This is a genomic window from Granulibacter bethesdensis CGDNIH1, assembly GCF_000014285.2.
Lineage (GTDB): Bacteria > Pseudomonadota > Alphaproteobacteria > Acetobacterales > Acetobacteraceae > Granulibacter > Granulibacter bethesdensis.
Map to the genome: position 1 here is coordinate 2,032,501 of NC_008343.2, position 17,484 is coordinate 2,049,984.

Below are 17,484 nucleotides of genomic sequence, written 5' to 3' on the forward strand. Positions count from 1 at the left end.
CGGTGCACCGATCAGACGGCTGACCGCATGCTTCTCCATGAATTCGCTCATGTCGATGCGGACCATGGCGCGGTCATCATCGAACAGGAACTCGGCCAGAGCCTTGGTTAACTCCGTTTTGCCGACGCCAGTCGGGCCGAGGAACAGGAAACTGCCGATCGGACGATTGGGATCCTGCAATCCGGCCCGCGCACGGCGCACCGCATTGGCAACGGCCCGCAGCGCATCCTCCTGTCCCACCACACGCTGACGGAGTTCATCTTCCATGCGCATCAGCTTGGCACGTTCGCCTTCCAGCATCCGATCCACCGGCACGCCGGTCCAGCGGGACACAACCGCAGCAATCTGCTCATCTGTCACCGCCTGACTGACCAGCCTGCTGCCAGCGTTACCGTGCGCGGCATTTTCGGCCTCCGACAGCTTTGCCTGAAGGTCCGGGATCGTGCCGTAGAGAAGCTCGCTCGCCCGTTGAAGATCGCCGCGACGCTGAGCAACCTCGACTTCGTTGCGCGCCTGATCAAGTTGTTCTTTCAGCTTCTGGCTTTCGGAAACGCGGTCTTTCTCGGCCCGCCATTCGGTGGTCAGGGCAAAGGATTTCTCCTCCAGCTCGGCCAGTTCCTTTTGCAGGCGCTCAAGACGTTCCTTCGCGCCCTGATCATCCTCCCGCTTTAACGCCTCGCGCTCGATCTTGAGCTGAAGGATGCGACGATCGAGTTCGTCCAGCGCCTCCGGCTTGCTGTCCACCTGCATGCGCAGGCGGCTTGCGGCCTCATCCACCAGATCAATCGCCTTATCCGGCAGGAAACGATCCGTAATATAGCGGTTGGACAAAGTTGCCGCCGCGATCAGGGCAGAGTCCGTGATCCGCACACCGTGGTGAAGTTCGTACTTCTCCTTGATGCCACGCAGGATCGAGATCGTATCCTCGACGCTCGGCTCCTCTACATAGACAGGCTGAAAGCGGCGAGCGAGAGCCGCATCCTTTTCCACATGCTTTCGATATTCATCAAGCGTGGTCGCGCCGATGCAGTGCAGTGCGCCACGGGCCAGTTCCGGTTTCAGCAGATTGGATGCATCCATTGCCCCATCCGCCTTGCCGGCTCCAACCAGTGTGTGCATCTCATCGATGAACAGAATGACTTCGCCGTTCGCAGACTCAATTTCCTTCAGGACCGCCTTCAGGCGTTCCTCGAACTCCCCACGGAACTTGGCACCCGCCACCATCGCACCAAGATCGAGCGCCAGCAGCTTTTTATTGCGCAAAGCCTCCGGCACGTCGCCATTGACGATACGCAGAGCCAGCCCTTCTACAATCGCAGTCTTGCCGACACCCGGTTCGCCAATCAGAACAGGGTTGTTTTTGGTGCGCCGGGCCAGAACCTGCACCGTACGACGAATTTCCTCGTCACGACCGATGACCGGATCAAGCTTTCCATCGCGCGCCAGTTGAGTCACGTCACGCGCATACTTCTTGAGCGCATCAAACGTGGCCTCCGCGTTCTGGCTGGAGACGGTACGGCCCTTACGGAGTTCACCAATGGCGCGTTCAAGCGCCTGAGGAGTGACTTTGGCCTCCTTCAGAATACGCGAGGCTGGACCATCCGCCAGAGCAAGCCCCTGCAGCAGGCGGTCCTGAGCCACGTATTCGTCACCGGCCTTCTTCGCGGCCTGTTCCGCTGCGTCCAGCGCACGGATCAAGTCCGGCGTCGCCTGGGGCTGTCCGGCCCCTGCACCCTGCACTTTCGGCACCCGGGCGATTTCAGCCTCCACGGCACGACGGGCCTCGTCAGGGTCGCCACCGGCAGTCCTCACAAGACCTGCCGCCGCCCCTTCCTCATCATCCAGTAATGCTTTCAGCAGATGCTCAGTACCGAGGCGCTGATGAAACTCCCGCGCCGCAATAGTCTGGGCAGCCTGAAGAAAGCCACGCGACCGCTCGGTAAACTTCTCGATATCCATACTTCCATGTCCCTATATACCCAGGCGACCAGAAGACGCCGACCCCTCAAAAGGCAGTCAGGCGTCCCTTTTCCTACAGCTGATATGGCAAAAAAAATCGTCATCTCAAGAGGGACCCCCTCTATGGAAACATAACAGACGTGAAATTTTCATCCTGCCCCAAAGGGTAAAATTTTTTGTGCGATTTTTTAGGAAAGGAGTTTCATTTAAGATTTTTGTCTCAAAATTTAAACCAAATAATACAAATTACCGTCTATAAAATAGATAATTTGTTTTAAAGTAGAGGTATTAGCCTCCTTACTCTGGTTCAAAATAAATCCAATGAAACAATGTGTTTGCCCTTGCATTTCCACAACACCAACCATCATATTCACACGATTATGATGTTGCACATGGCAAGAAGTTTATAAGAGCCATCTATGACCCCCACGAATTCTTCCAGTCAGTTCCAGAATTACGTAAACGATCTTGACCAGATTGTTGCCAAGGCTCACGAGGATGGCAACCCCGACATAGCCTGCATGGTTTCTTCAATGGCCGACGCAATCAGGGCGATGCAGGCTACACAGGATAATGCGCCGGAATGGGGTTATCATGACATGGATATGACGCATGTCGTTCCCTTTCCCCTGATCAGGTCCGCACCGAAACATCAGGCTAACGGGCGGTAATCCACATCGAGAATATCTAGAATTTCCGTCTTGACCGGGGTGATAACCGTTACCTCGTCACCTTTACTGGCTCCCAGCAGCGCTTTTGCGACCGGTGAAAGCAGGCTGATGCGCCCCAAGGCCATATCGGCCTCATCTGCGCCTACGATTGTTACCTGCACCGTTTCATCCGCTGCATTAATATAAGTGACTGTGGCGCCAAAATAGATGCGGTCCTTATGCGGTTGCGTTGCAGGATCGATCACCACCGCATTTTCCAGACGTTTGGTCAGAAATCTGACCCTCCGGTCGATCTCGCGCAGACGTTTTTTTCCATACAGGTAATCACCGTTTTCCGAACGATCCCCATTCCCTGCAGCCCAGGAGACGATCTCGACTATTTTCGGTCGCTCCTCTCGCATCAGTTGCTTCAATTCAGCAACCATCTGCGCATGCCCCACCGGAGTCATGTAGAAAGAACCGCCGGATGAGGGCTTTGGTGATGTGGCCAAAGGATATTACTTTCCGGCTTTATTGATGAGAAAGCGAGAGGAACGGCTTCCACTCACGAAAACCGACTCCGCCTGATAAAACCGCCATGGCGTTTCGATGGCCCGTGTGATGCCAATACGCGGACCTGCCGCAATCAGGTCTGATGCTTCACCGGTCTTATGACAGGGCTGAAGGTCGAAGGGGGGCCTGCACAGGGACAGGCCATCCATTCCGTCAGTGATCCCGAGTGCCTGACACAACCGTCCCGGCCCACGGCACAGATCACGTAACCGGATAGCACCGCGGCGGAGCTGCATGGCCTCCAGACCAAACATCGGATGCAACGCCCGGATTAGGACTGCTCCACCGGGAACAGGGCCGCACACGATGTTGAAGCACCAGTGAATGCCGTAGGAACGATATACATAAGCGTGTCCAGGAAGCCCGAACATGGACGCATTGCGACGGGTGAGGCCGGAGAAACTGTGAGAGGCCGGATCATCCCGATCATACGCCTCCGTTTCAACGATGACGCCGCCGCACCCATCAACCAGCAAGGTCATTCCCACCAGATCCCGGGCAATTTCCGTCACCGGACGAGTCCAGAACCCGTCCGGCACACCGGTGGAGGTCACGGGCAATGAATCAGGACAATCCTTCAAAGAAATCGTTGCCCTTGTCGTCGATCACGATGAAAGCCGGGAAATCCTCGACCTCGATCTTCCAGACCGCCTCCATACCGAGTTCAGGATATTCCAGCACTTCGACCTTGCGGATACAGTCCTGCGCCAGACGGGCGGCCGGGCCACCAACACTGCCGAGATAAAAACCACCATAGGTTTTGCAGGCATCCCGCACTGCTTTCGAGCGATTGCCTTTCGCCAGCATGACGAAACTGCCGCCCGCTTTCTGGAATGCGTCGACATAGCTGTCCATGCGTCCGGCTGTGGTCGGGCCGAAGCTGCCGGTCGGCATACCATCCGGGGTTTTGGCCGGGCCTGCATAATAGACGGGGTGGTTTTTGATGTAATCCGGCAGTCCTTCACCAGCCTCCAACCGTTCAGCCAGCTTGGCATGGGCAATGTCGCGGGCCACGACCACCGTTCCGGTCAGGGACAAACGGGTCTTCACCGGATGCTTCGACAGTGCGGCCCGAATTTCATCCATCGGGCGGTTCAGATCGATGCGCACCACCTCGCCACCCAGAATGTCATCGGTTGCTTCCGGCAGGAAGCGGGCCGGATCGGTTTCCAGCTGTTCGAGAAACACACCCTCCGGCGTGATCTTCGCCCGCACCTGACGATCGGCCGAGCAGGACACACCGATTGCGATCGGCAGGCTGGCGCCATGACGCGGCAGCCTGACCACCCGCACATCATGACAGAAATACTTACCGCCGAACTGCGCTCCGATTCCGATGGAACGGGTCAGTTCCAGCACCTGCTGCTCCAACTCCAGATCACGGAAGGCATGGCCGGTCATATCCCCCTGCGTCGGCAGAGTGTCGAGCCATTTGGTGGAAGCCAGCTTCACCGTTTTCAGTGTGGTCTCCGCACTGGTGCCACCAATGACGATCGCCAGATGATAGGGCGGGCAGGCGGAGGTGCCGAGCGTCCTGATCTTCGTTTCCAGAAACGGCAGCAGCTTTTCAGGGCTGAGCACCGCGCGCGTCTCCTGAAACAGAAAGGTTTTGTTCGCGGACCCACCACCTTTGGCGACAAACATCAGCTGGAACTCATCCGCATGATGGCCACCCGGCACGGCAAGAATATCGAACTGAACCGGCAGGTTGTTGCCGGTATTCTTTTCCTCATACATCGTCAGCGGCGCCATCTGGGAATAGCGCAGGTTGGTCTCGGTATAGGTACGATGCACACCGAGAGAGAGAGCCTCCTCCTCATCGCCCTCGACCCAGACATGCTGGCCTTTCTTGCCGAACACGATGGCGGTGCCGGTATCCTGACACATCGGGAGAACGCCACCAGCGGCAATATTCGCGTTCTTCAGCAGATCAAGCGCTACGAACCGGTCATTGGCGCTGGCCTCGGGATCGTCGAGAATGCGGCGCAACTGGGCCAGATGGGCAGGGCGCAGCAAATGCGCAACATCGTGAAATGCCGTGCGGGCCAACTCAGTCAGGGCTTCAGGCGCAATATGCAGGATACGCCGCCCCTCATGCTCCGATACACGGAGGCCCCCAATATCCAGTTTACGCCATACGGTCTCGTCATGCGTCAGCGGAAACATCGGGCTGTAGGCAAAGCCGGGGAAAGCAGCGTTCGGGGTATGGGCATCCATGATCGGGGGAAGTCCTGAAGCTCAAGGGAGGGGGAGGAGAAAGAAATACCGCTTCAGTCCTTACGGCGGCGGAAAGCATCCAGGCTCACGACCTGCGGCGCGCTCTGGGCCGATGCGCTGTCTTCATTTTCCTGCTCTCCTTCGGCAGTGGCAGGGGAAGCTGTTGAAGACGCGGCAGCAGAGCCGGGGAAGGTTGCAAGCTTACCGCTTTCGGATCCGTCTTCCGCCTCATCGTCACGTTCATCCTCACTGGCGTTTTCATCACCTGGCTCATCGGCCTGGAAACGAAGGCCCACCCCGACATGCGGATCCGCAAAGCCCAGCAATGCGGCAAAGGGGATACGCAGCGTGCTGGCCACACCGCCAAAGGACAGGCCGACGCTGAAACTGTCCGGGCCGACCGCCAGATCCCAGAACTGATGCTGAAGCACGATGGTCATTTCGTGCGGATACTGCGCCTTCAGACGGGAGGGGATGGAGACGCCGAAATAATCCGTGCGAAAAGTAATATAGAAATGATGGCCCTCCGGCATGCCATCATTGGCGACATGCTCCAGCGCGCGGGCAACGACTTGCCTCAGCGCCTGTTCGGTCCATTCATCATAGGGGAGCAGGCTCTCCGGCCGCTGTTCCGTGGTATCGGTCATGTCAAAGGTCACCTCAACGCGTTGCCTTGCAATAGCGTGACTCGCCACGCGATGGAAGCAAGGGAACGGTGGAAGAATGCCACAGCCATCCCGGCAGATCACTGAAGCTGGAAGTGGGGCAAGATGGAAGTGGGGGGCTTCTGTTGCCCGGTGCCCCCCGAACCGCGCTTATCGCTTATGCAGCGACAGCGAGCGCCTCATGATTATCATTGGCACCTGTAATATGGCCCGATAACGGCGGAACCATGCCGGGCAAAAAACGAGTCTTTACCGCGCGCGTCGAGCCTGTTTCGCCCCCATGAACCCCGCAGAACGGAGTTATATGGTGGAGGCGCCGGGTACCGCCCCCGGGTCCACTACGCTTATTCCACTCGCCGTTTATCACCATAGTCAGCGAACTGACGACTTCTATATAAGGTATAACTGCCTGCTTTGGTAGAGGGATGCATCAAATTGGCATCATCCCCTCCCCTGACGGTTGGGGGCATGTTAGTGGAAAGCCATGACACTCAGCATAGAACAGCAAGCGGATATTGAAGCCGCCCGTGCCCAGTCAACCGCCACGCGGCGTGCGACCGTCCCCGCGCTGGAAAATATGCTGTATGAAGCCGTACCGGTGCTGGATCACGGCTTTGTCCGTGTGATTGACTATATGGGGGATGATGCCGCCATCGTGCAGGCGGCCCGCGTTTCCTACGGCAAGGGCACCCGCCATGTCACCGAGGATGCCGGGCTGATCCGCTATCTGATGCGCCACCGGCATTCCACCCCGTTCGAGATGTGCGAGATCAAATATCACATCAAATTGCCGATTTTCGTGGCACGGCAGTGGATTCGCCATCGTACTGCCAATGTGAACGAATATTCGGCCCGCTACTCGGTGATGGATCGGGAATTCTATATCCCAGCGCCCGAGCATCTGGCGGCACAATCCGTCAGCAACCGGCAGGGACGTGGCGATGTGCTTCAGGGGGAGGAAGCCGCGACGGTACTGCGTCTGCTGCGCGAGGATGCGGAGACCTGCCACACCCATTACCTCGCCATGCTGAATGAAAACGGAACCGATCCAGAGCGGCAGGGACTGGCCCGCGAGCTGGCGCGCATGAATCTGACCCTGAACACCTACACCCAGTGGTACTGGAAAACCGACCTGCACAACCTGCTGCATTTCCTGTCCCTGCGTGCCGATCCGCATGCGCAGTACGAGATCCGCGTTTATGCAGACGCCATGATACGCAGCGTAGAAGCATGGGTACCGCTGGCCATGGCCGCATTCCGCGAATACCGTCTGGGTGCATTCACCTTCTCTGCCGCCATGCTCGCCGTCCTGCGCAGACGGTTGAACGGTGAAGCCGTCCGTCAGGAAAACAGCGGACTGAGCCGACGGGAATGGCTGGATATGGAAGCCGCTCTGTCTGCTCAGGAAGGCGCGTAACACTTCCGGAATCGGAAAGGGCGGCAGACATGATCGTCTTTGGCTCGATCAATCTCGATCTGCTGTTGTCTGTTCCTTCCCTGCCGGAGCCGGGGCAGACCCTGCTTGCCCTCGACAGCCAGACCGCACCGGGTGGCAAGGGGGCCAATCAGGCCGTGGCCGCGGCGCAGGATGGTGCCAGCGTGCGAATGATCGGGGCCGTTGGTCAGGATGGTTTTGCCGACGCTGCCCTATACGGACTGAAACAGGCCGGGGTTGATCTCAGCGCGGTGCGCCAGGTGCAGGACAGAACCGGTCTGGCCTCCATCTGCATTGACCATGAAGGACGCAATCACATCGTCGTCGCACCCGGCGCCAATCGCGCCGTGCGGGCAGCGTGGATCGAGGACAACCGGCTGCTCCCCGGCACCGTGCTGGTCACGCAGATGGAGGTTCCACCGGACGAAACAGCGGCCGCCCTGCATCGTGCGAAGCAGGCCGGTATGCGGACTGTGCTGAACCTTGCCCCCGCTGTTTCCTTGCCTCTGGAAACAATGCGATCCGTGGATATTCTGGTGGTCAATGAAGATGAGGCCGCATGGCTGGCCCGTCATCTCCAGACCGATGACAGCGCCGCAGCCCTTCATGCCTTGCTCGGCAGCACCGTGATCAAGACACTGGGCGCGGACGGCGTCCATATCGCCAATGCGGAAGCAACAACATCCCTGCCCGCTTTCCCGGTCTCCGCCATCGACACGACCGGTGCTGGAGACTGCTTCGTCGGGGTGCTTGCCGCGGCACTGGAAAGGGGCGCATCCACCATAGAGGCTGCCCGACGCGCTCTCGTCGCCAGCGCGCTCTGCTGTACCCAGCCCGGCGCACAGACAGCGTCACCGGCGCAGCATGAAATTGAAGCGGCACTGCGGTAAATAACAGGAGCAAGCTACCCGATCAGGCGGCTGATCCCGATGCGCAGCAGACGCGCCATACGCGCGGCCCATTCCGCCTGACCTGCCGCATCGGCAATCAGATCCTGACGGATTTCCATCTCCAGATAGGGGAGGCCACGCCGCTCGGCATGGAAGGGCACCGTATAGTCCGTCTCGTCACTCACGCTGTAGGGGGCGTTATCTCCTACCACCAGCCCCTTTTCCGCTCGCAGCAGGTCCAGCATGATATGCGGCAGCGCCGTGTGGCGATTATACAGAACGCCTGCCTGCATTCCCCTCACCTCGCCTTTATAAACCGGTGTAAAGCTGTGCATGGCCACCAGAACCGTGTTGCGTTCGGCCCGGCGATCCAGCTCGGCGGCGATGCGGGCGTGATACGGGGCATAAATTTCCCCCCGCCGCGCTTCACGCTCTGCCTCATCGAGCCCTGCGTTACCAGGAATCAAGGTGTCTTCGCTGATCTCGGGAATGGCGCTCGGCACATGCAGCGGGCGGTTGCAGTCGATGACCAGCCGGGAATAACGCTGCATGATGCAGGTTGCATCCAGATGCTGCGACAAAGCCTCACTCACGCCTGCAATGCCGATATCCCATGCGATATGCCGGTCCAGCTCCGCCGGAGCCAATCCCAGCAAACCCAGCTGGCGGGGAATGGCGCGGCCGGCATGATCCACCACCAGCAGAATATCCGTTTCGGCCTCCGGTCGCAGCACCATAACCGGTGCCTCATCCTCGGGGGCCTGCAACAGGCTGTTATGCGCCATCCGCCCTGTTCCTTCTGTCACCATGCCCTGCGGAGGGTCTTATTTCATCAACTGGTTGAGGCGCTCATTCAGCATCGCACCATTTTTAGCCCAGAATGCGGCATCGATTTTCAGCCCCTTCTGCCAATGATTGTCCGCCGTGGGCATCCAGCGGATGATCTGCGGTGATAACCCTGCCAGTGCCTCAGGGGAAAAAGTGCCGAGGCCGGTTTGCCCGGCCATGGCCTGCTGGACCTCCTTACCGGCCCATGTTCTCAGAAAGTCCTGCACCATCAATGGATTGGCCCCGGATGGAGCCGCCCACCAGCCAATCCGGTAGAGATTGCCGCTCCATTGCACACCATAGCGCAGGGTCTTTCCCGTTGCCGACGGAGCACCCGTTTCAGCTTCCCGGTCCGCAAGAAAAATCCGCTCCGCCGGCGCACTTTCCATCAGGACCTGTCCGGATGCCATCAGATGCACGGCCTGCGCATCCGTCTCCCACCACACGATATAGGGACGGAGCTGAGCCAGCTTGCGGAAGGCGCGATCCTGACCGTCCTTGCCGGAAAGCACGTTATAGACATCGCCCGGCGATACCCCGTCAGCCATCAGGGCAATTTCCAGATTGCCTTCCGCCCCACGATGCAAGCCGCGCTTGCCCGGATATTTGGCGATATCCCAGAAATCCGACCAGCCTTCCACGGATTGGAATTTGGACACATCCCAGACCAGAACCATGCTGCGCATCCATGCGCCCAGCCCGCATTTGCCCTGCCCCTGCGGCAACCAGTCTATCCCTGCGGCGGTCGATTTGTGCGGCACAGGATTATGCTGCGGATTGCCTGCTGTGGCGGATGGTTTCACAATGTCGGGGGATATCGTCGAGAGTGGTGCGGGCGCGGCGTGAGTATTGCCCTGCTCCGCTTCTCCGGTCGCAGCATGATGAGGGTCGGAATTGTCCAGCACTTTTGTCAGCGGCAGCACCAGACCATGCTCGCAGGCAGTATCCAGGGCTGCTTCCGGCCATTCAAGCACGCTGTCAGCCGGCCCATCCAGATGACCGAGTGTATCAGCGTCGCCATTCCACTGGAAGAAACGAAGCTTGAGATGCGTACGTGCTTCCAGATCGACCAGCATGTTTTTGCGCAGGAAATCCTGATTGACCCCCGGCAGAAAACCTACACCCAGAACAGAAGGCGACGTATCCCGCTTCTCCTGCGCCCCCGCCCCGTAAGTGACAAGGGTCATGATCGCGGCAACACCAGCCACGATAATGCCAGCAAAGCGAGGTTTCATCCGATAGGGTATCCGTCCAAAAACACGCGGGGCTGGCCTCTTTCCGTCATGGGGCAGGCAGGATTATTGCAGGCGCGACCACTCATTCCCCGATGCTTCTACACAGGCAGACTGCCGAAAGGGAGAGGAGAAGCATAGATGCGTTCATTCCGGCACCCAACCACCTGAACGCTCATGAAGCAACCGCCCATGAGGACGTCGCGTTAAAAGAGGCAACAGGCCCTGCGGCAAGGTCTTTCCTACCAGGATCCCAACGATCTCGTGCGGTATTGATTTTGTGCAGGGTCACGCATGACGCACCAAGGAGATAACCTTATGGCGCTATTCCGCCGCTCCCGTTCCTCTGCCGATGACGCACGGGAGCAGATTTTGCACCTGCGTGAGCAGGTGGAAGCGCTGTTGAACGACCGTGTTACTCCGGCGCTGGCCGATGCAGCCGGCCGGGCCGAAAGTGCAGCACGGAATGCACAGCGCTATACGCGTGAGCATTCCAGTGTGATTTGTGAGCACGTGAAGGAAAGACCTTTGGTCGCCCTGCTTGCAGCCGGCGCCGCGGGATGGCTGATTGCCCGTATCTTCCGCTGATACGGGACTCGATTCATGCGCACCCTTCGCCTCGCACGTACCGCCCTTGAGGCGGAGGGACTGATCCTCAAACGGCAGGCATGGCAGGTCGCCCTGCGGGTGATCTTCCTGGCCATTGCCCTGCTGTTTCTGGGGGCATCCCTGATGATGCTGCACCTTGTCCTTTATCTCGCCTTGCAACCTCATGTCCCGCCGATCGGTGCGGCGGGGATCATTCTGGGCGGCGATCTGTTCTTCGTGCTGATTTTCGCTCTGCTGGCACTGAAAGGCTCTCCTGATCCGATCGCCCATGAAGCAAGGGTGGTGCGCGATCAAGCACGGGCGGAACTGGCTGGTATATTCACGACTGCGGCCACTCTCGCGCCCCTGGCAAAACGATTTGGAGTGACAGGCATACTCGGGGCCTTGCTGACAGGTGCCATCGCCAATATCGTTGCCCTGTGGAACAAGAAAACCTGATTTCCCCCGCCCCTACTGTCGCAATCCAGGCTGGCACAGTCCAGACTGTCGCAATCCGGCAGAGCGGCCCGACCGGCTGGATCACGCTCAACCGCCCCTCGGCCCTTAACGCGCTGAATGGGGAAATGGTACGAGCCATTCAGCAGACTCTGAACCTCTGGCGTGATGATCCAGCCGTCACCGCCATCATATTGCAGGGTACCGGGCGCGCTTTCTGTGCCGGAGCCGATGTGAGGCGTTTACGGGAAGCCGTACTGGCCGACGATATGGACGTCGTGGAAACATTTTTCCGCGAGGAGTATACGCTCGATCATACCATTGCGACCTATCCAAAGCCTGTTCTTGCTCTGGTCGACGGATTATGTGTCGGTGGCGGCATGGGGTTGGCAATGCATGCCCATAGTCTGGTTGCGACCCGCGCTGCCTCCTTCGGTATGCCTGAAACAGCCATCGGCCTGTTTCCGGATGTCGGCGCCAGCCAGGTACTACCGCAGTTGCGAGGCCGGACCGGACTTTACATGGCACTGACCGGACGCCCCATCCCCGCCGAGATGGCCCATGCTGCCGGACTTCTCACGCATCTCTGGCCCGGAGAAATGTCCGAGCTTGTCGCCGGTCTGGAAAAACACGGTCTGGCTGCACTGGTGGAAACCGATCTTCCCGTTCCTTCCTCCGCCTTTGACCATGTTTTCTCACGGATCGACACCTGCTTCTCCGGCACTTCGCTCATTGACATTCTCGACGCCCTTGCGGGCGAGACAAGCCAATGGGGGGAGGAAACACTTGCCGCCATACGCGAAAAATCACCTGCCGCGCTGTGCTGGACCTTCGAGATGATGCGAACCGGTCAGAAGCTGACGCTTCAACAGGCCCTTAACCGGGATCTGGCCATGGCCATGACCGTCACCAGATTGCCCGATTTTGCGGAGGGTATTCGTGCCCTGCTGGTAGACAAGGATCGCACACCACATTGGCAGGATGCGCGGGTCGAGGATGTCGATGCCGCCATGATCGCCAGCGTGTTGCAATCCGCTGCATCCTATCCGGGCACAGTCTGCTGATCGAAGGCACGGTGGCTCTCGAAGCCCTGCGCCTCAACGAAGACCCGCCTGACTTCGGGATAGTTGTTTCTGATACGCTGCTCGATCCGGGAAACGGCGGCTTCAACGGCCCCGGCGCTGCGCTGGTTCTCGAAATCCATGCTGATCGCCACCAGCACCTCGGACGGGCCAAAATGCATCGTCAGGATTTCATTGGCACAGACCACACCGGGTTCTGATGCCACAATCCGCCGAATATGCTCCCGCACCGCTAAAGGCGCAGACTCGCCGATCAACAGAGAGCGGCTTTCGCGCGCCAGAAACAGCGCCGTGACCGCCAATATGCCGCCGATCACCAGCGAGGCTATCGCATCAAACGCCGGCTGATGCAGCCATTGGGCCAGCCCCAACCCGACCCCCGCCGTCAACAAACCCAGCAATGCTGCGGTATCCTCAAACAGGACAGTGAACACGGTCGGATCTTTGCTGGCCTGTGCTGCCTCCAGCACACCCAGCCTTCCCTTCTGACGGAGGAAAGCACGCATTGCCAGCAGCCAGACAATGCCCTCGAACACGAAGCTGCCGCCCAGCACGAGGTAATTCGGCCAGACATGAGTGACAGAAACGGGGTGACGCAGCTTTTCGACCCCCTCGAAGATCGAGACACCCGCGCCAAGACCGAAAATCAGCACGGCCACCATGAAGCTCCAGAAATAAAGCTCCAGCCCATGACCGAACGGGTGTTCGGGTGTGGCAGGACGGGCCGCACATCTCATGCCCCACAGCATCAGCAATTGGTTGCCGGTATCGACCAGCGAGTGCACCGCCTCACTCAACATTGCGGAAGAACCGGTGGAGGCTGCCGCTGCAAATTTCATGACGGCAATCGCGAAATTACCGCCCAGCGCGGCAAAAACGACGAGACGGGAAGAAGATGCAGATGCCATCCCGCCACTATGATGATCATATGCCATCCTGCAAACGGGCAGATATAAAAAAGGCAGCCCGGAAGCTGCCTTTTTCAATCAGAGATCGCCAGTCAGGATCAGGACTGGGCGTCCGGGGACAACACGATGCAGCCGCCTTTGCCATGATTGATTTTACTGCATGCAGCCTGAGCGGATTCCCGTGACATGCCGGTCAACCGCGCCCGATACAGCGTTGCACCGCGTTGCTTGACGGTGCCCACAGCCGTATGGCCATGAGTCACGGAGGCTTTGGCATTGGCCGCCGCTGCCTTGGCAAGATGCGGGCTGTTATAGGCTCCCACCTGAATAGCCCATCCCCCGCCTCCAACCCCCCGCGTCTGAATGGGGGACGCTTCCGCCCTGTTGATCAGGCTGAAGCCACCACGACGCGGAGCGGAAGTCGCCGATGCCAGCTGAACACGCGCGGCAACCGGGGCACCATGTCGACCATAGGAAGAGCCGCCATGCGTGGAGTTGGATGCCATACGCACCGTCTGAACCCGCCCATGCGTGGCGGTGGAGCGGGATCGCCCATGACTGGAGGAAGATTGATCCAGCGCCGCATAGGCACGGGGGCTGGAAAAATGGCTTCCCCCCGTAGTCAACTGATCATAGCTGAGCGTGGTAGAAGCCAGCTGCTCGGCCGGAGAACGGCTGATCGGATAGAGACCGTCGATATTCGGAGCGATTGAGGCCACATAACGCCGGGTTTCCTGCGGCAGGGAGCGACCGCTATTGACCAGATCATCCACCCGGCCCGGCCCGGCATTGTAAGCCGCCAGAAAAGCCGGAGACCCATAGAGGTCGTAAAGCTCCCTCAGATAGGCCGTTCCGGCGAGGATATTATTGTGGGGATCATAGGCATCTTCACCGAGGCTGTAACGTACCTTCAGCTCGTCATAGGTGCCGGGCATCACCTGCATCAGGCCCATCGCGCCAACCGGCGATGTCACGAGATCACCGTTATGGAACAGACGGCCACCGGATTCGACGCGCATAACCTCCCTGACCCACCGCTCGGGAACGTCGAAACGCTGAGAAGCCTCGGAAATATAGGGACCCCATGGATCTTCAGCGGAACCGGGAGCAGAATAATTGCGGGATGCACGCGCCTGGTATTGCGCTGCCTCCTGACTTTCGTTCACTCTGCCGCTATGATTGCCGCAGGCTGTCATCAGCGCCAGCATGGCAACGCAGGCGAGTTTTCCGAAAGCGGGCCGGAACGCCTTGCGGCGGAGCGATGCTGAGGGGGGGTGGATCTGATCCATCCGGGCTGTTTCTCCGTCGTGACACAGCCACATGCATGTGGCCGGAGGGCACGGCGACGCCCATGACTGCAAGGCTGCCGTCGTTGATGTTCCTTTTCAGGAACGGCGTGTAAGTCCTTTATAGGCAGGCGATTTTGAACACAAGTCGATAATCAGGAAAATCGCATTTTCTTGACGTCCTGATGTTTTTTCATGCTCACTCATGCATCCATGCAACGGCTTGGCAACGGCTTGCGCTTGTATCAACCGCCCATTCCGGGCTACTCGCCACACGGATGCAGATGCGGTCCTGACAATAACGGCCCTGTGCTATCCTGGACATGCCGTGAATAGCGCTGACACCGCTGGGATAAGGTAGACATCTTGCCGGATCATCTTTCTTCCCCGGATCCTGTGGTCCGGACCACGCAACCGCCTCATCAGGGACAGAGAAGCGTGCGTGAAACAGAATTTTTTGTGGAAAGCGGCAGCAGTTTCAGGGTGCGCAACCGCCTTGCCATGCAGGATATCGCCGACGGTCTGAAGCTGATGCGGCTCGGCTGCACGCTCGGGCTGCTGGATATCAAGGGACGCTATCGCGGCTCCATGCTGGGTCCGTTCTGGATGACCCTCTCCACCGCTGTGATGGTCCTGGCGCTCGGGCTGCTGTATTCCCAGTTGCTCGGGCAGACCGTCGCCCAATTCCTGCCTTACCTGTCGCTGTCACTGGTGCTCTGGGGTTTTCTGCAAAACATCATTCAGGATGGCTGTGCTGTTTTTACCTCCTCGGAAGGCATGATCCGTGCCGTCCGCATGCCCTTTTTCGTGCATGCCACACGGTCCATCATCCGCAATCTGGTGATTCTGGCCCATAACATGCTGGTCTTTATCGCCGTCTTCGCCTTTTTCAGGATTTGGCCGGGCGAGGCTGTGTTCGGTGCCATTCCGGCCCTTTTGCTCTGGTTGATTGATGGATACGCACTGACCATCATGATGGGGATTCTCTGCGCCCGTTTCCGTGACGTGCCGCCCATCGTCTCCAACCTCGTGCAGATCGGGTTCTATATCACTCCGATCATCTGGAAGCCGGAACAGCTTCTGTACGGTCGGGACTATCTGCCCCTGAACCCGTTTTACGCCATGCTGGCCGTTCTGCGTGATCCCTTTCTGGGACTGACGCCCAGCTGGCAGGTATGGACCTCCGCCCTTGTCTACAGCACCCTGCTGTGCATCGGCAGCTGGTTCCTGTTCGCGCGCGTGCGCGGGCGCATCGCATTCTGGATCTGACCAACATGGCCTTTTTGGAAGCCCGCAATGTCGGAGTGGATTTTCCGCTCTATCATGGCAACGCCCGCAGCCTGAAACGGGCCGTGTTCAACGCCGCCTCGGCCGGACGGTTCGGGCAGGATGCCCGCAAGCGCACGGTCGTGCAGGCGCTTCAGGATATCAGCTTTACACTCCGTCCCGGTGACAGGCTGGGGCTGGTCGGCAGTAATGGCGCGGGCAAGACCACCTTGCTGCGCGTGCTGGCCGGTATCTATGAGCCCACGACCGGCAGCGTGAGGGCCAGCGGTACCATCAACGCCCTGCTCGATACCACGATGGGCACCAATTCCGACCTCAGCGGCCATGACAATATTCGTCTGCGCGGCATGTATTCCGGCCTGTCCCGCGACGAAATCACCGCGCTGGAAAAAGACGTCGAGACCTTTGCCGATCTGAAAGAATTCATGCACCTGCCGATGCGGGTCTATTCCTCCGGCATGACGATCCGGCTGGCTTTTGGACTGGCCACTTCGATCCGCCCGCAGATCCTGCTGATGGATGAGTGGTTCTCGGCCGGGGATTTCAGCTTCATGAGCCGCGCCAAGGCGCGCATGGAGGGGCTGGTCAGAGACTCCGAAATTCTGGTCCTGTCGAGCCATTCGCATGACACGGTCGCGGAATGGTGCAACCGGGTCATCTGGATGGATCAGGGGCGCATCGTCGCGGATGGTGCTCCGAAGGATGTGCTGGAAGCCTATCTCGGTCGTCCGCTCAAAGAGGCCGAACGCGCCGACGCCTTTGTTCCATCGTAAGGACATCACCATGACGGCACCATGCAGGCAGGCCATGCCGGGGGTCATGCGGCGTTTCCGTGCCGCCCGTTTGCTGATGCTGCTGGGCACGGCCCCGGTGCTTGCCCCGCTGGGTGCCTGCGCCGCCAATACCGGCCTGACCAATCTGAGACCCATCACCCTGCGGGATGGCTCCAACACCGTGGTGCACTTCGTCCCGGACGGGCGTGTCGGGTTGATCGTCGCCGCCCATAGTGGCAGCGCGCCGGCCCGTAATGATGTTTTCGTCGTTCTGCTACCCTCGCCCATGGCGGGAGAAGGCTGGAATATCGTCTCCATCAATGCCGGACCGACCCTTCGCGGAGCCGGGCAGGCTGCGGTTCAGGACACGATTACCGCCGCTCAGGACGGCATTCCCGGCCTGCGCGCCGTCCGCTTTGCCCGTGGCAAAATGAACGGGATTCCACAGACTTTCCTGCTCGCCGCCATGAAGGACGGGGACGGACGCAGCCCCGTCACGCTGGAAATTTACCGGCTCAGCGAAGGTAACCGCACAGGCGGCGAGCAATTCATACAGGTGCGGCAGTTCCGCTCCAGCCGCCATTACTGCTCGGCGGCGGATGCTTTGTCACGGGAATTCGGCCTGCCCTCCGACTCACCCGATAGCGCCTGCTGA

18 protein-coding genes and 1 other RNA gene (1 of these 19 only partly in view) are annotated in these 17,484 nt (G+C 59.2%); 9 read left to right on the top strand and 10 right to left on the bottom strand.

The features are described 5' to 3' along the window. Positions 1 to 1,959: the 5' portion of an ATP-dependent chaperone ClpB gene (clpB, locus tag GBCGDNIH1_RS21530; RefSeq protein ID WP_011632503.1), read on the bottom strand. It extends 639 nt beyond the left edge of the window; 1,959 of the gene's 2,598 nt are visible here — the first part of the coding sequence; the start codon lies at positions 1,957 to 1,959; its stop codon lies off the left edge, out of view. 419 nt (positions 1,960 to 2,378) lie between these two features. Here clpB and GBCGDNIH1_RS21535 point away from each other — a divergent pair, with 419 nt between their 5' ends. Then, a complete protein-coding gene (locus GBCGDNIH1_RS21535; protein ID WP_011632504.1) occupies positions 2,379 to 2,630 on the top strand; it encodes a hypothetical protein in 252 nt (83 codons plus the stop codon). Here GBCGDNIH1_RS21535 and greB read toward each other — a convergent pair. The 5 genes from greB to ssrA all read right to left on the bottom strand — a co-directional run bounded on the left by greB (position 2,612) and on the right by ssrA (position 6,488). Continuing rightward, entirely contained in the window at positions 2,612 to 3,079 is a 468-nt protein-coding gene (gene greB, locus GBCGDNIH1_RS21540) for a transcription elongation factor GreB (RefSeq protein ID WP_050748461.1), read from the bottom strand. The two genes, GBCGDNIH1_RS21535 and greB, sit on opposite strands and share 19 nt — an antisense overlap. Positions 3,080 to 3,127: 48 nt before the next feature. Beyond that, on the bottom strand, positions 3,128 to 3,736 hold the full coding sequence (locus GBCGDNIH1_RS21545) for a DNA-3-methyladenine glycosylase (protein WP_232449642.1): 609 nt from the start codon (positions 3,734 to 3,736) through the stop codon (positions 3,128 to 3,130). 10 nt (positions 3,737 to 3,746) lie between these two features. Continuing rightward, positions 3,747 to 5,399 carry a fumarate hydratase gene (locus GBCGDNIH1_RS21550; protein ID WP_011632507.1) on the bottom strand — a complete coding sequence of 551 codons (1,653 nt, stop codon included), beginning with the start codon at positions 5,397 to 5,399 and terminating at the stop codon, positions 3,747 to 3,749. A gap of 53 nt (positions 5,400 to 5,452) precedes the next feature. Continuing rightward, positions 5,453 to 6,046, bottom strand: a complete 594-nt coding sequence (locus tag GBCGDNIH1_RS21555; RefSeq protein WP_043452979.1) for an SspB family protein — start codon at positions 6,044 to 6,046, stop codon at positions 5,453 to 5,455. Positions 6,047 to 6,174: 128 nt separating this feature from the next. Next, positions 6,175 to 6,488: a transfer-messenger RNA gene (gene ssrA, locus GBCGDNIH1_RS21560) on the bottom strand. Between the two features lie 60 nt (positions 6,489 to 6,548). Here ssrA and thyX point away from each other — a divergent pair. Both thyX and GBCGDNIH1_RS21570 read left to right on the top strand, forming a co-directional pair. Then, positions 6,549 to 7,481, top strand: a complete 933-nt coding sequence (gene thyX / locus GBCGDNIH1_RS21565) for an FAD-dependent thymidylate synthase (RefSeq protein WP_011632509.1) — start codon at positions 6,549 to 6,551, stop codon at positions 7,479 to 7,481. A gap of 29 nt (positions 7,482 to 7,510) precedes the next feature. Next, positions 7,511 to 8,389, top strand: coding sequence for a ribokinase (locus GBCGDNIH1_RS21570; protein WP_011632510.1), 879 nt, complete (start codon positions 7,511 to 7,513; stop codon positions 8,387 to 8,389). Positions 8,390 to 8,403: 14 nt separating this feature from the next. On the opposite strand, the gene GBCGDNIH1_RS21575 is transcribed toward GBCGDNIH1_RS21570, so the two are convergent. Both GBCGDNIH1_RS21575 and GBCGDNIH1_RS21580 read right to left on the bottom strand, forming a co-directional pair. Beyond that, positions 8,404 to 9,174, bottom strand: a complete 771-nt coding sequence (locus GBCGDNIH1_RS21575; protein ID WP_043452981.1) for an N-formylglutamate amidohydrolase — start codon at positions 9,172 to 9,174, stop codon at positions 8,404 to 8,406. 39 nt (positions 9,175 to 9,213) lie between these two features. Continuing rightward, a complete protein-coding gene (locus GBCGDNIH1_RS21580) occupies positions 9,214 to 10,452 on the bottom strand; it encodes an ABC transporter substrate-binding protein (protein ID WP_011632512.1) in 1,239 nt (412 codons plus the stop codon). 315 nt (positions 10,453 to 10,767) lie between these two features. Between GBCGDNIH1_RS21580 and GBCGDNIH1_RS21585 the strand changes: the two genes are divergently transcribed. From GBCGDNIH1_RS21585 to GBCGDNIH1_RS21590, 3 genes are read left to right on the top strand one after another with little or no spacing between them, the layout of a single operon-like run. Further along, a complete protein-coding gene (locus GBCGDNIH1_RS21585) occupies positions 10,768 to 11,037 on the top strand; it encodes a hypothetical protein (protein WP_025318642.1) in 270 nt (89 codons plus the stop codon). A 15-nt stretch (positions 11,038 to 11,052) separates the two neighbouring features. Continuing rightward, complete coding sequence (locus tag GBCGDNIH1_RS24890) at positions 11,053 to 11,496, top strand: hypothetical protein (RefSeq protein WP_011632514.1); 444 nt, start codon at positions 11,053 to 11,055, stop codon at positions 11,494 to 11,496. After that, complete coding sequence (locus GBCGDNIH1_RS21590; RefSeq protein ID WP_011632515.1) at positions 11,478 to 12,557, top strand: enoyl-CoA hydratase/isomerase family protein; 1,080 nt, start codon at positions 11,478 to 11,480, stop codon at positions 12,555 to 12,557. Before GBCGDNIH1_RS24890 ends, GBCGDNIH1_RS21590 begins: the two co-directional genes overlap by 19 nt. Here GBCGDNIH1_RS21590 and GBCGDNIH1_RS21595 read toward each other — a convergent pair. Together GBCGDNIH1_RS21595 and GBCGDNIH1_RS21600 are read right to left on the bottom strand one after the other, a co-directional pair. Continuing rightward, complete coding sequence (locus GBCGDNIH1_RS21595) at positions 12,536 to 13,483, bottom strand: cation diffusion facilitator family transporter (RefSeq protein ID WP_043454298.1); 948 nt, start codon at positions 13,481 to 13,483, stop codon at positions 12,536 to 12,538. The two genes, GBCGDNIH1_RS21590 and GBCGDNIH1_RS21595, sit on opposite strands and share 22 nt — an antisense overlap. A gap of 98 nt (positions 13,484 to 13,581) precedes the next feature. Beyond that, positions 13,582 to 14,772: a lytic transglycosylase domain-containing protein gene (locus tag GBCGDNIH1_RS21600; protein WP_072563976.1), complete on the bottom strand. Its 1,191-nt coding sequence runs from the start codon at positions 14,770 to 14,772 to the stop codon at positions 13,582 to 13,584. 435 nt (positions 14,773 to 15,207) lie between these two features. Here GBCGDNIH1_RS21600 and GBCGDNIH1_RS21605 point away from each other — a divergent pair, with 435 nt between their 5' ends. The 3 genes from GBCGDNIH1_RS21605 to GBCGDNIH1_RS21615 are packed head-to-tail and all read left to right on the top strand — an operon-like array spanning position 15,208 to position 17,484. Next, a complete protein-coding gene (locus GBCGDNIH1_RS21605; RefSeq protein ID WP_125911034.1) occupies positions 15,208 to 16,038 on the top strand; it encodes an ABC transporter permease in 831 nt (276 codons plus the stop codon). Positions 16,039 to 16,043: 5 nt separating this feature from the next. Continuing rightward, entirely contained in the window at positions 16,044 to 16,829 is a 786-nt protein-coding gene (locus GBCGDNIH1_RS21610) for an ABC transporter ATP-binding protein (RefSeq protein WP_011632519.1), read from the top strand. A gap of 10 nt (positions 16,830 to 16,839) precedes the next feature. Then, the gene (locus GBCGDNIH1_RS21615; RefSeq protein WP_011632520.1) at positions 16,840 to 17,484 is read left to right on the top strand and encodes a hypothetical protein; all 645 of its coding nucleotides are present in this window, start codon (positions 16,840 to 16,842) and stop codon (positions 17,482 to 17,484) included.